The sequence below is a fragment of the Streptomyces polyasparticus genome (assembly GCF_014493765.1).
Lineage (GTDB): Bacteria > Actinomycetota > Actinomycetes > Streptomycetales > Streptomycetaceae > Streptomyces > Streptomyces polyasparticus.
In genome coordinates this window covers 421,831-434,382 of record NZ_JACTVJ010000007.1, presented here as the reverse complement: position 1 = coordinate 434,382, position 12,552 = coordinate 421,831, and the positions used below count along the sequence as shown (strand labels likewise).

10 protein-coding genes are annotated in these 12,552 nt (G+C 72.2%); 5 read left to right on the top strand and 5 right to left on the bottom strand.

Annotated elements, in window-relative coordinates:
* Positions 1–107: 107 nt before the first annotated feature.
* Positions 108–893 carry an alpha/beta fold hydrolase gene (locus H9Y04_RS17590; RefSeq protein ID WP_187814812.1) on the top strand — a complete coding sequence of 262 codons (786 nt, stop codon included), beginning with the start codon at positions 108–110 and terminating at the stop codon, positions 891–893.
* A 72-nt stretch (positions 894–965) separates the two neighbouring features.
* Here H9Y04_RS17590 and H9Y04_RS17585 read toward each other — a convergent pair whose 3' ends face one another.
* From H9Y04_RS17585 to H9Y04_RS17570, 4 genes are all read right to left on the bottom strand, one after another.
* Positions 966–1,499: a GNAT family N-acetyltransferase gene (locus H9Y04_RS17585; protein ID WP_187814811.1), complete on the bottom strand. Its 534-nt coding sequence runs from the start codon at positions 1,497–1,499 to the stop codon at positions 966–968.
* Between the two features lie 108 nt (positions 1,500–1,607).
* Positions 1,608–3,614 (bottom strand): FUSC family protein, encoded by a 2,007-nt coding sequence (locus H9Y04_RS17580; RefSeq protein ID WP_187814810.1) that lies wholly within the window; start codon positions 3,612–3,614, stop codon positions 1,608–1,610.
* A gap of 43 nt (positions 3,615–3,657) precedes the next feature.
* Positions 3,658–4,659: an endonuclease/exonuclease/phosphatase family protein gene (locus H9Y04_RS17575; protein WP_187814809.1), complete on the bottom strand. Its 1,002-nt coding sequence runs from the start codon at positions 4,657–4,659 to the stop codon at positions 3,658–3,660.
* Between the two features lie 84 nt (positions 4,660–4,743).
* A complete protein-coding gene (locus H9Y04_RS17570; protein ID WP_236071018.1) occupies positions 4,744–5,088 on the bottom strand; it encodes a DUF7144 family membrane protein in 345 nt (114 codons plus the stop codon).
* Positions 5,089–5,505: 417 nt separating this feature from the next.
* Between H9Y04_RS17570 and H9Y04_RS17565 the strand changes: the two genes are divergently transcribed.
* The 3 genes from H9Y04_RS17565 (at position 5,506) to H9Y04_RS17555 (ending at position 8,581) form a co-directional block, all read left to right on the top strand.
* Positions 5,506–6,204, top strand: coding sequence for a hypothetical protein (locus H9Y04_RS17565; protein WP_236070937.1), 699 nt, complete (start codon positions 5,506–5,508; stop codon positions 6,202–6,204).
* 25 nt (positions 6,205–6,229) lie between these two features.
* The gene (locus H9Y04_RS17560) at positions 6,230–7,441 is read left to right on the top strand and encodes a sensor histidine kinase (protein ID WP_187814807.1); all 1,212 of its coding nucleotides are present in this window, start codon (positions 6,230–6,232) and stop codon (positions 7,439–7,441) included.
* A gap of 219 nt (positions 7,442–7,660) precedes the next feature.
* Positions 7,661–8,581, top strand: a complete 921-nt coding sequence (locus tag H9Y04_RS17555; RefSeq protein WP_187814806.1) for a hypothetical protein — start codon at positions 7,661–7,663, stop codon at positions 8,579–8,581.
* A 76-nt stretch (positions 8,582–8,657) separates the two neighbouring features.
* Here H9Y04_RS17555 and H9Y04_RS17550 read toward each other — a convergent pair whose 3' ends face one another.
* Positions 8,658–10,721, bottom strand: coding sequence for a PhoX family protein (locus tag H9Y04_RS17550; protein WP_187814805.1), 2,064 nt, complete (start codon positions 10,719–10,721; stop codon positions 8,658–8,660).
* Between the two features lie 278 nt (positions 10,722–10,999).
* Between H9Y04_RS17550 and H9Y04_RS17545 the strand changes: the two genes are divergently transcribed.
* A complete protein-coding gene (locus H9Y04_RS17545) occupies positions 11,000–12,406 on the top strand; it encodes a VWA domain-containing protein (RefSeq protein WP_187814804.1) in 1,407 nt (468 codons plus the stop codon).
* Positions 12,407–12,552: the final 146 nt, after the last annotated feature.

The following is a 12,552-nucleotide window of genomic DNA, read 5'->3' as shown; positions in this document are numbered from 1 at the left end:
TCCGACCCCCTGGCCCGGTCGGTATCCGACCCCTCGGGCCGCCCGGCCCGTCCGGTCCGCGAGATACCCCGTTGGGCGCGGCCGCATGCTGGCCTAGCCTCCTGAGCATGGCGAACGCAGAGCTCAACGGCATCCGGATCGCATACGACGACGAGGGCAACGGGCCCGCCCTGGTCCTCGTCCACGGTCACCCCTTCGACCGCTCGATGTGGGCACCCCAAGTGGCGGAGTTCCGCAGGGACTTCCGGGTGATCGCGGCCGACCTGCGCGGCTACGGGGAGTCCTCCGTCGTCCCGGGCAAGACCCCGCTCGACGTCTTCGCCGCGGACGTCCGCGCCCTCGTGGACCACCTCGGCATCGGCTCGTTCGTGCTCGGCGGGCTCTCCATGGGCGGCCAGATCGTCATGGACTGCTACCGGCAGTTCGGACCGCGGATCCGGGGTCTGGTCCTCGCGGACACGTTCCCCGCGGCGGAGACCGAGGAGGGCAAGGCGTGGCGGCGCGAGATGGCCGACCGTCTCGTACGGGAGGGCATGAAGCCGTACGCCGAGGACGTCCTGTACAAGATGGTCGCGCCGCACGCGGATCCGGCCGTCGCCGAGCACGTCCTGCGGATGATGACCGCCGCCGCCCCCGAGGGCGCGGCGGCTGCGCTGCGGGGCCGGGCCGAACGGCCTGACTACCAGGACCTGTTGACCCGGGTCGCCTGCCCGGCGCTCGTCGTGGTCGGCCGGGACGACGAGTACACGCCGGTCGCGGACGCGGAGGCGATGCACGCCGCGCTGCCGGATTCGACGCTGTGCGTGGTGGAGGGCGCGGCCCATATGCCGAACCTGGAGAAGCCCGAGGAGTTCAACGCGGCGCTGCGGACGTTCCTTTCGGCGCTGGGCTAGGGATTCGGCGCTGGGCTGGGGCTTCGCCGGTGGGCTGGGGCTTCGCCGGTGGGCTGGGGATTCGCCGCTCGGCTAGGGATACCGCACGCCGAACCACTGCTCGGCCCCGAACTCCTCGAACCGCTCCACCTCGGCGAAGCCCAGCTTCTGCGCCAGCCGCAGGGAGCGTTCGTTGGCGGTCTGCGTGGTCAGCACGACGGGCTCCCCGGGCAGCGCGCCCGCGCACCAGGCGAATGCGGCCGCGCAGGCCTCGGCGGCGTATCCGTGGCCCCAGGCCCGCGGCAGCAGCAGATAGCCGAGCTCGGCCTCCAGGGCGTCCGGCCGCACATGCCCGGGCCGCTCCGCGTCCCGCCGGACGAAGGTGAGGGAGCCGATCATCGCCCCGTCGTGTTCGATCACGAAGGCGCCGGGGCGACGTCCCGGTATCGCGGGGACGGCACGTTCGAGCTCGGCGCGCGGCTGGGCGCCGCCGAGGTACGTGTGCACCTCGGGGGACGCGTACAGGTCGATGAACGCCGTACGGTCCCGTGCCTCGGACTCGCGCAGGACGAGCCGTTCGGTGCGGATCGGGGCGGGGGGCCAGGGCACGGGTCCGAGTTCAGCCATGGCCGGGAGCCTATGACGTGGCGCAGCGCCGGCCCATGGCTCGGGTGGCGCGGAACCTCGGCCCACGCGGAACCTCGGCCCACGCGGAACCTCGGCCCACGCGAAAACCTACGACTTGGCCTGCGCCGCCCCGTCGGCCGTCTGCGGTGAGGCGATGGCGCGGGCCGCCTGGATCTCGCGGCGGAGCGGCGCGAGCACGCTGTCGTCGTCGCCGTCCGGGAGGTGGACGCAGACCGCCTCCAAGGTGTCCGTGTCCCGCAGGCCTTCCGCCAACTCCTCCAGGTGACGGCAGAGTTCGGCCGATTCCTCGGGGGCCGGGCGGGGTGCCCCGTGCCGGATGCGGACGCGCGCGGCGGTGGTGGCGTCGACGACCCGTTCGACCGCGACGACCAGCGGCCACCACGCGGCGGCCCGGGGCCCGGTGGGCGGCGGTTCGGTGAGGGCGCGCTGGAACTCCGAGCGTACGGAGGACAGATCGCGGTAGAGGCGGCGCCGCATCCGCGCGCGGGCCGCCGGGTCGGGGACGCCCGGCGTGGCCGGATCGAGGAAGGCCATCTCGACATAGCGGGCCGTGTCGGCGACCGCGTCCGCGAGCCGGTCGCCGATCCGGGTCGACCAGCTCTCGGGCCACAGCAGATAGCCCGCGACGAGGGCGATCGCGCAGCCGATGAGGCTGTCGTAGAGCCGGGGCATGACGAGGGCGAAGCCCTGCTGGTTCATGGTGTCGGACAGGAGCAGGATGACCGGGGTGATGGCGGCCGTCTGATAGCCGTAGCCGCGCGGGGTCAGCGCCGGGATGAGCGGCGCGAGCACGAACAGGACCGGCACGTCCCACCAGCCGCGCGGCACCTCGGCGAGCACCGCCGCGGCGATCAGGAGGCCGGCCGCGGTGCCCACCGCGCGCATCACGGCGCGCGAGAAGACCGAGCCGAAGTCGGGCTTCATCACGAAGGTGATGGTGAGCGCCACCCAGTACGAACGCTCCACCTCCACCAGGGATACGAGGGCCTGCGCGATACCGATGCAGAGCGCGAGGCGCAGCCCGTAGCGCCAGGACTCGGCGGAGATCAGGACGTTGCGCGCGGCCCGGCGGGCGCGCTGGGTGAGGGCGCCGGGGGTGCCGAGGTGGTCGTCGACGTTGTGCGGGTCCTCGTCGGCGATCACGTCCGACGCGTGCCGTACGGCGTGCTCGACGGCGCGGCCCGCGGTGGACTCGGCTTCCGGCAGGCCGAGTTCGACCCGCCCGGGGTCCCCGCGCTCGACCCCGTCGGCGAGCCGGCGCACCGCTGCGGCCACCTCGGGCGGCAGCGGGCGGCCGCTCAAGTGGGCGGCGGGGGCGGCCTCGACGATCAGCGTGAGGGCGTTGAGCTGGGTCACGAGGCGGACGAGGTCCTGGTTGCGGCCGTGGTCGCGGGTCCGGCGCGCGAGGACGAGGTCGTAACTCTGGTTCAGGGACTGGGTGACGGCCTGGCGCGCGTCCTCGTACACGGCCTGGTCGCCGCCCGCCGCCTCGAGCAGCGCGGCGGCCTGCCGGTAGGCACCGGCGACCTCGGTCCGCTCGGCCCGCCCCTGCCGCAGCGGCCAGGCGAGCAGCGCGAGCAGCAGGACGAGCAGCCCGCCGCCCGTCATGAGGAGCGGTGCGAGCCACCACTGGCCGGGCATCGGAAGGCCGGCCCCGACGATCGCGTTGAGCAGCAGAAGCAGCCCCGATACGGAGGCCACGGCGCCGATCGTCGAGATCATCCCGGACACCAGCGCGACGAGCGTGAGCACGCCGACGGCCAGCCAGCCCTGCCCGAAGACGAGCGTCCCGACCAGCACGCCGACGGCGCCGAAGAGCTGGGGGATCGCGATGTTGATGACCCGCATCCGGTACGCGGACGCGGTGTCGCCGATGACGCCCGACAGCGCGCCCATGGAGGCGAGCGCCCCGTACGCGACGTGATCCGTGGCCAGGCCGATCACCAGCGGCAGCGTCATCGCGACGGCCGCACGCACCACGGCGGGCCAGGGGATGGGGGCCGGTGCGGGCTTGAGCGTGCCCACGGTCCGTACGAGCCACTCGGGTGGGGAGAAGGTGGAACCGGCGGCTCGGGGGTCGGACACGGAGGGCATACGACCATGGTGTCACCCCCCGCCCCACCTCTCAGAGCGGCGCTCACCCCGCGTACAGCACCAGCTCCACCACGAGGGCCCGGTGGTCCGTCCCCGCGAGCTCCAGGAACCGCGCCGCGCGCGGCTCCAGCGACGGCGAGGTCAGGACGTGATCGATCTGCGTGCCGAAGGGCGAGGCCACCGTCGCGGGCCAGGACGGGGTACGGCCCTGCCCCGTGACCGCCGCCGCGTCCCGGAGCCCCGCGTCGAGGAGCTGCCGGAACGCCGCATGGTCCTGGGACGCGTTGAAGTCCCCCGCCACCACGAGGGGCGCCGACGACCGGCGGCGCACGACCCAGTCCCGCATCGCCCCGAGCTCGCGCCGCCAGACCCCCACACCCCCCGGCACCGGCGGCACGGGATGCGCCAGCTGCAGCCGTACCTTCTGCCCGGCGATCGTCGCAAGGGCCCCCGGCATCTCCAGGCGGGACGCGATCCCCGCCTCGGCCACCAGCGGATACCGGCTGAGGATGGCCGAGCCGTGCGATCCCGGCGAAGGCACGGCCGACTCGTGGGGGTAGCCGAGCTCCGTACGGAGCAGGTCCAGGCATCCCGCATCGCATTCCTGGACGAAGACCAGGTCGGGCCGCTCCCTGCGGACCGCGTCGACGAGCTCCGAAGTCGCCCTGCCGAACAGGACGTTGGAGGTCAGGACCGTGATCCGGGCCGCCTCGCGCCCGTCCGCGCGCGCCGAGGCCACCGACGAACCGGCCGGATCGTACGGCTGCAGGAACCAGGCCGTCACCGCGAGCACGGCCACCGCCCACACAAGGCCGAGCCGCCAGCGCGCGAGCGCCGCCGCACCGAGGGCGAGCGCGCCGGGCACGAGCAGCCACGGCAGGAACGCGAGCAGCTGCGGTACGGGGGTGGTCGCGTCGATGTCGAGCGCGCGGCAGCCGGCGATCACGGTCAGGCCCGCGAGGACGAGGCCCGCGCCCCAGGCCGTGAGCCGCCGCCACAGCGGCGGGTGGTCGGGCCCTGGCGCCACGGTCGCCTGCGCGTCCAACTCCCGCCCCTTTCCGCCGCGTTGCCCCCTCGGAACCTGCTTATGAGGACGCGAGTGGCCCGGCAACCGTTGCCGAACCCTCGCTCACGAGGACGAATCCGTCGCAAGCGCCCAGATCACGAACACGCCCATCGCGATGGCGATCACGGACCAGACGGGCGCGTACGGCAGGAAGAGGAAGTACTCGACGACGTACAGCGCCGCGATGCCGATGCCCGCACCGCGCGCCCAGTCCTGGCCCTTGAGGATCCCGAACCCGACGACCGCGACCACGATGCCGATCAGGAGGTGGATCCAGCCCCAGGTGGTGAGGTCGAAGGAGAAGACATAGTCGCCGATACGGGTGTAGACGTCGTCCTCGGCGATCGCGGCGATGCCCTGGAGCGCGCCGACGATGCCGGCCACTCCCATCAGGACACCGGCGAACATCGTGCCGCCGGCGGCCCAGGCGCCCCCGGAGCCGGAGTCCTTGTCACCGGCGGGCGCGGGGCCGCCCGCCGTCGCGGAGGCCCACCCCGGGTGGGTGTCCGTGGGGCCCTTGGGGTCGGCGGTGCCGGTGGGTCCGGTGGGCTGGGTCATGGCTGCCTCCTCGCGAACGGCATATCTCGCATACGACGCATGTCGGACGCCTGTCCCGCCAGCATCTCCCCGCACCTCCCCGACCGCACCCGCACCCGGGACACCGAGCACCGCACCCGGGACGCCAGGCACCACACCAGGTCCGCACCAGTCCGCGCCCGGTCCCCACCACCCGGTCCGCCCACGCGCCCCACCCCGACGCCGCCCACGCACCCGTACGGTCCCCGTCACCGGGTCCCGCGGGCGACCCTTGCCGAGGATGGGTCCATGACCCTCCTCGGCCGGGCCGGGCACATCGCGGCCCTGACGTTCGGCGCCGCGCTCCTGGCCGTCGGCTGCACCGACGCGGAGGGACTGCACGCCGAGGAGAGCGCCGCGCCCGCCACCACCCCGCTCGCGCTGTGGGAGGACACCCACCCCAGCCCGCCCACGCCGGGCCAGAGCGCGGGCCGGCCGACCCCCGTACCGGGAGTGCCCAAGATCCCGTCCGGCGACATGGACCAGGCCGTGCCGCTCGACGTGGTCAAGGCCGATGTCGCCGAGGACGCCCGCAAGGACCGCGGCAGCGCCCGTCTGGTCCACCCCGTCGCCGCCAGGAAGATGGCGGCCTGCTCGGGCACCGCGTGCCCCGTACGGGAACCGGTCCTGCACGATCTGACGGGCGACGGCAAGGACGAGCTGATCACGGCCGTGGACATCGACGGCCGGATGAGCGAGCTGCGGGTCTACACCGTCAAGGACCAGCAGGTCACCCGGGTGCTCTCGCGGCGCGCGGTGCTCGAGGGCGTGGAGGTCGCGGCGGGCCATCTGGCGGTGCGCGAGCCGACCACGAACCCCACCTATGTCTCCGTATCGGATTACGTATGGGACGAGAAGCGCGGCGGGATGTTCCTGGAGGAGCTGAGCCTGGACACCTGCCGGGCACCCGAGCGGCAGGGCAGCCCGTGTCCGACGGAGGGCACATGACCGGCGGCGCGGCGGGCGGCCGCTGATGGGCCTGCGCTGGCGGATCGCCCTCACGATCACCGCGGTGAGCTGCGCCGTCGCGGCGGTGCTCGGCGTCCTCGTGCACAACGTGGTCACCCGCCAGGTCGTCGGCGAGGTCCGCAAGGAGGTCCGCGACGAGCTGGACTACGCCCTCAGCGCGTACGAGTACGGCACGACCATGCCCGACCGCGCCGGCATCGATCCGGCAGGGCTGCCGCAGCGGCTGCGCGACCTCGCCGCCGAGGGCCGGCGCGGCACCATCGTGGGCGAGCGCGACGGCGAGCCGGTGATGTGGAGCGCGGCGCCGGCGGACGGGAAGGCGCTCGCGGTGTGGCAGCCGTTCGGGGCGACCCGGGAACGCCTGGACACCATCGACACCGCGATCCTCGGCTCGGCCCTGCTCGCCGCGGGCACGGTCACGCTCGCCGGGCTCTTTCTCGCGGCCCGCATCAGCCGCCGCCTCAGCGCCACGGCGGCGGTCGCGCGCCGGATCACGGACGGCGATCTGGACGCGCGGGTGGGGATGAGCGCGGGGCACGGCAAGGGCCGCGACGAGGTACGGGACGTGGCGGCCGCCCTGGACAGCATGGCCGAGTCGCTGCAGCGGCGGCTGGAGTCGGAGAAGCGGTTCACGGCCGATGTGGCCCACGAGCTGCGTACTCCGCTCACGGGCATGGTCGCGGCGGCCGGACTCCTTCCCGAGGGCCGCCCCAAGGAGATGATCAACGACCGCCTTCAGGCCCTGCGCGGGCTGACCGAGGACCTCCTGGAGATCTCCCGTCTGGACGCGGGCGCGGAGAAGGCGGAGCTGTCCGAGCACCCGCTCGGCGCCCTGGTCGAGTGGGCGGTGCGCGGCACGGGTCTGGACGCGGAGATCGAGGTCGTACGGGATGTGACGGTGCGGACCGACCGGCGCCGCCTCGACCGCATCCTCAGCAATCTGATCGTCAACTCCCACAAGCACGGCCGCCCGCCGGTCACCCTCACCGTGGACGGCCGGGTGATCGAGGTGACCGACCAAGGGGACGGCTATCCACCGGAGTTGGTGGAGCAGGGCCCGCAGCGCTTCCGCACCGGCGACCCGGGGCGGGGCAGGGGGCACGGCCTGGGCCTGACGATCGTGATGGGGCAGGCCGGGGTGCTCGGCATCGAGGTCGAGTTCGGGGCGGCGGAAGGCGGGGGTGCGCGCACGGTGCTGCGGCTTCCGGAGCACTAGCGCGGACCCGGCCGGGCATCAGCAGCGGCCCGCCAAGGAATCAGCAGCGCTCCTCCGAGGCATCAGCGCAGGTCAGAGGCGCATTTACAGAGGCGTGCCCGGGTTTGTTCCCAACCGTTACATTACCTACGTATTACCCAAACATGACCTCCGTAGCTTTCTTGGTGTCGCCACCGCAAAGGGGCACAAACAGGACACCAACTTCGAGGAAGTCATCCCATGCGCGCCACCCGCCGTACCTTCCGCACCGCCGCCATCGCCACCGCCGCGGCCGCCGTACTCGCCGTGCCGGCCCACTCGGCCTTCGCCGACTCGCCCACCGCGCCGGGCACCGGCCAGGAGCAGGTCCTGCCCGGCAACGACACCAAGCCGGGCGACGAGACCAAGCCGGGCGACCAGACGAAGCCGCCGACGGACGAGACGAAGCCGGGCGACAAGGACCGCCAGCGCACGAGCGAGCCGCAGGGCCGCCAGTTCGTCAAGTCTGTGAAGCTGCCCGACGGTTGGAGCGCGAAGGTCTACAAGGAGGCCGGCAAGGGCTTCGACGCCGACCTGTTCAAGAACGGCAGCCTCCAGGCCAAGCTCGTCCCGGGCGCCAACAACGTCATGGGCTGGACCTTCACGCTCACGGGCAGCGGCGATGTGACGGCCAAGAACAACGAGGGCGGCAAGCCCGACAAGCCGAAGCCGGACACCAACGAGCGCAAGCTCGTCCGCGAGTACAAGAACCTCGGCGGCTCCGGCTTCGACGCCAAGGTCTTCAAGGTCAAGGGCGGCTACGACGCCGAAATGTGGGGCAAGGACCCCGCCTCCGGCAAGTACATCAAGTGGGACACCCTCAAGCAGCGCGGCAACAAGGCCGCACACGGCCAGCACAACGGCGCCCACTTCGTGCTCAACCCCGACGGCACCATGAAGGGCTGGACCGAGGGCGGCTCGAAGAAGGACGAGAAGAAGACCACCGAGCAGAAGAACAACCAGGGCAAGGTCGTTCCGAAGGGCGGCGTCAAGGCCGGTACGGAGAACGCCGCTTCCGGCGAGGACACCGCACTGCTCGCGGCCGGCGGCGGCATGGCCGCGGCGGGCGCGGCCGGCCTGGGCTTCATGCTGCTGCGCCGCCGCAGCGGCAACGAGGGCTGAACGTCCTCCCGTTGAGCCGAGAACGGGGCACCCCCTGGCAGGAGGGGTGCCCCGTTCTCGTCTGCGTCACAAGGGCTCAGACCCCGATGTCGCACCCGTCCTTGCGCCACACCGCGACCACCGAAGGCCGGACGTACGTGCCGGGACCGTCGGGCCAGGACGACAGCGGGTTGTCGACCGTCGCACCGTCGAGCTCGCCCGGGTGCTGGACCGCGACGAGCACGCGGCGGTCCTGGACGATCGGGCCGCAGGTCTCCGCACCCTTCGGGACGGTCAGGAACTGCTTGAGCTCACCGCGCCGCTCACCGCTCGTCGCGACACCGAACAGGCCGTCGTGCGACCCGAGCTGGGCGCCGTCCGTGGAGATCCACAGGTTGCCGTGGGCGTCGAAGGCCACGTTGTCCGGGCAGGAGATCGGCGAGACCTTGTCCTTCGGGAAGCCCGCGAAGTAGGTCGCCGGGTCGTTCGGGTCGCCCGCCACGAGGAAGAGCGACCAGGCGAACTTCGTCTGCGTCGGGTCGTTCCAGCGCTCGGTGAGCTCCAGGATCTGACCGTGCTTGTTGCTGTTGCGCGGATTGGCCTCGTCGGCGGCCGCGTAACCGGTCTTGCCGCGGTTGGAGTTGTTGGTGAGCGCGACATAGACCTTGCCCGTACGGGGCGAGGGCTGGACGTCCTCGGGCCGGTCCATCTTGGTGGCACCGACCTTGTCACCGGCCAGGCGCGTGAACACGAAGACCTCTTCGGCGCTCATGCCCTCGACATGCGAGACCGCACCCTTCGCGGTCGCCGTGGCCAGCGGGATCCACTCGCCGCTGCCGTCGAACTCGCCGTCGGAGGGCAGCTTCCCCGTGCCGTCGATCTCGATCGCCGGGGAGTCGCCGGTGAGCTTCGCGACGTACAGCGTGCCCTCGTCGAGCAGCGTCATGTTGTACGCGCGGTCGGCGCGGGAGCCGCCGCGGCGCATCTTCTTGGAGCTCACGAACTTGTAGAAGTAGTCGAAGCGCTCGTCGTCACCGCTGTAGACGACCGGACGGCCGTCGCGGGTCAGCCGGACGGTCGCGCCCTCGTGCTTGAAGCGGCCGATCGCGGTGTGCTTGACCGGGGTCGAGTCCGGGTCGTACGGGTCGAGCTCGACGATGTAGCCGTGGCGGTGCACCTCGTTGGGCTCCTGCGCCACGTCGAAGCGCTTGTCGAAACGCTCCCACTTGCGCTCGGTCGGGCCCGTGCCGATGCCGTACCGCTTGTCGGTCGGGCGCGAGGAGTTGGCGAAGTACTGGTTGAAGTTCTCCTCGCCGTGCAGCGTCGTGCCCCACGGGGTCTCGCCGCCCGCGCAGTTGTTGAGCGTGCCGAGCACCTTGGTGCCGGTCGGGTCGGCGGAGGTCTTCAGAAAGTCGCTGCCGGCCGCCGGGCCCTGCACACGGAACTCCGTGGTGGCGGTGATCCGGCGGTTGAGGTGGTGCCGCGGCACATACGTGAGCTTGCCGGTCTTCCGGTCCTCCTCGACCACGACGACACCGAGACCGTGCGCGGCCCAGGCGATCTCGACCTGCTCACGGGTCGGGTTCTCGGCGTCGTAGTCGCGGAACATCAGGATCTCGTCGGTGTACTCGTGGTTCGAGACGAGGATCTGACGGCCGTGGCCGTACGGCAGCAGCGCCAGGAAGTCGTTGTTGTAGCCGAACTGGCCGGCCTGGGCCTTCGCGGTCTGGTTCTCCGGGTCGAAGGCCGGGGCGCCGCGCAGGATCGGGTCGCCCCACTTGATGACCACGTTCTGCGCGTAGCCCTCGGGGATCGTGACCGCGTCGGCGGTGTTGGGCGCGACCGGCGTGAAGCGCAGACCGCGGGCAGCCTTGTCGCGGCCACGGCCCGTGGCGGCGGCGGCCGGGGTGGCGGCCGTGGACTGCGGGGCCTGGCCGACGATCGCGGCGCCGGCCGCGCCCGCGACCGTGACGACCGCGGCGGCCCGCATCATCGACCTTCTGGACAGGGCACCGGCTATGACATCGCCGACGTACTCGTTGTCACTGGTGTTGGGAACCTCGTGGAAGCAGGCGTCACCACAGCGGAAGCGGCACGTCATGGCCGACCGTCCACCCGGGTGCGAACCGTCCTTCATGATGAGCGGCAGCAGTTTGCGCACGTTTCCCCTCCGCGCTGGATGACCGACAAGATGTCGGAAAGCTTGTCTGGCGCGACGCTAGGGGCGCCTGCCAGCAATGCGGCGGCCGTGACATGAACGGCAGGTGAACCCCGGTTGCATGGCGGGGAGTTGAGCGGCGGTGCGCGGCGGCCGGGTGAGCTCGACGAGGGCCTGCCCATGATCACTCAGGGTGGCCGCTAACCTTACGTGTCCGCCCTGGCCAGGGGTGACGGATTACCCGGACATCCGGGAACAACTCACGTTGAAGGGTTGCGCACATGGGCATTCTGGATCGCCTGCGGAACGTGTTCGGCCGGGGGCGTGCGGTGCCTGCGGCGCGGGACGCGGAGACGGTCACGGCTTCCGACCCCGAGCCGACGATCCCGTCGCCTTCGACGGAACCGCCCGCCTCGTCCGCCCCCGCCGCCTCGGAGCCGGCCCCCGCGGCCACCCCGGAGCCCGCCGCGGCCTCGGTCCCGGCCCCCGCGGAGGAGCCCACCCCGTCCACGGTGGACGAACTGGTCTCCGCCGCCTTCGACAACCCGACCCTGGGCGAACGGGTCCCGGCGCCTGCGACGTCCACGGAGACGACGCCCGAGCCCGAGCCCACGGTCGCGCTTGAGGCGGAGGCGGAGGCGGACCCCACCAGCCGTGGGCAGGCGTCCCGCGGGGCGGGACGGGTGGGCACGGCCCCCGGTACCGGCGCACCTGCGGGGGAGGCCCGAGATGACTCGGCCTTGGTCGCACCCGCAGCGACGGAAGCAGAGCCGGTACGGGAGACCGAACCCGTCCTCGTAGAGGAGACGGAGCCGGTACGGGAGCCCGAACCCGTCCTCGTGGAGGAGACGGAGCCCGTACGGGAAGAGGGCCCCGTCCTCGTGGAGGAGACGAAGCCCGAGCCGGAGGCCGAGCCCGAGCCGGCCGCGGCAGCCGAGCCGCAGCCCGAGCCGGCGGCAGCCGCACCCGAGCCGGAGCTCGCACCGACCGCCGAGCCGGAGCTCGAGCTCACGCTCACCGTGAGCGGCAAGCCCGCGCACACCCTCGCCAGGGTGAAGTCCCGCGCCCCCGGCCTGGCAGCCGCCTACAAGGCCGCCGGAGCCGTGCTCAAGAAGCAGGAGCTCACGGGCGTCCGCGCAGACGTCTACCTGGTCCTCGACCGCTCCGGCTCGATGCGCCCGTACTTCAAGGACGGCTCCGCACAGAACCTCGCCGAGCAGGTCCTCGCCCTCGCCGCCCACACCGACGAGACCGCCACCGTCGACGTCGTCTTCTTCTCCACCGAGCTCGACGGCACCGGCACGATCACCCTCGACGAGCACGAGGGCCGGATCGACGAACTGCACGCGGGCCTCGGCCGCATGGGCCGTACCAACTACGACCGCGCCATCGCCGAGGTCGTCGCCCTGCACGAGAAGGCCGACGACCCGGACCGCCCCGCCCTGGTGATCTTCCAGACGGACGGCGCCCCGGAGTCCAAGACCGCCGCGACCGAGGCGCTCAAGGCGGCCGCCGAGCACAAGATCTTCTGGCAGTTCGTGGCCTTCGGCGACCTCGACTCCAAGGCCTTCGACTACCTCCGCAAGCTCGACCTGGACAACACCGGCTTCTTCCACGCGGGACCGGTCCCCAACGAGCTCACCGACGCCGAGCTCTACAAGGGCCTGCTCGCCGCCTGGCGCCCGTAGAAGCAGCACGAAGCAGGGCAGAAGCACCGCACAGCAGGGGCCGTCCGACCGGGAAAAATCCCGGGCGGGCGGCCCCTGCCCGTCGGCTACGATTTGTGGATTCCAGAGTGACGAGCCGCGATCATCCCGCTCGTCACCGCACGTAG

Bases quoted from the DNA above. Each gene is read 5' to 3' on its own strand.
- H9Y04_RS17590 (WP_187814812.1), top strand. From the start codon at position 108: ATGGCGAACGCAGAGCTCAACGGCATCCGGATCGCATACGACGACGAG.
- H9Y04_RS17585 (WP_187814811.1), bottom strand. From the start codon at position 1,499: ATGGCTGAACTCGGACCCGTGCCCTGGCCCCCCGCCCCGATCCGCACC.
- H9Y04_RS17580 (WP_187814810.1), bottom strand. From the start codon at position 3,614: ATGCCCTCCGTGTCCGACCCCCGAGCCGCCGGTTCCACCTTCTCCCCA.
- H9Y04_RS17570 (WP_236071018.1), bottom strand. From the start codon at position 5,088: ATGTTCGCCGGTGTCCTGATGGGAGTGGCCGGCATCGTCGGCGCGCTC.
- H9Y04_RS17565 (WP_236070937.1), top strand. From the start codon at position 5,506: ATGACCCTCCTCGGCCGGGCCGGGCACATCGCGGCCCTGACGTTCGGC.
- H9Y04_RS17560 (WP_187814807.1), top strand. From the start codon at position 6,230: ATGGGCCTGCGCTGGCGGATCGCCCTCACGATCACCGCGGTGAGCTGC.
- H9Y04_RS17555 (WP_187814806.1), top strand. From the start codon at position 7,661: ATGCGCGCCACCCGCCGTACCTTCCGCACCGCCGCCATCGCCACCGCC.
- H9Y04_RS17545 (WP_187814804.1), top strand. From the start codon at position 11,000: ATGGGCATTCTGGATCGCCTGCGGAACGTGTTCGGCCGGGGGCGTGCG.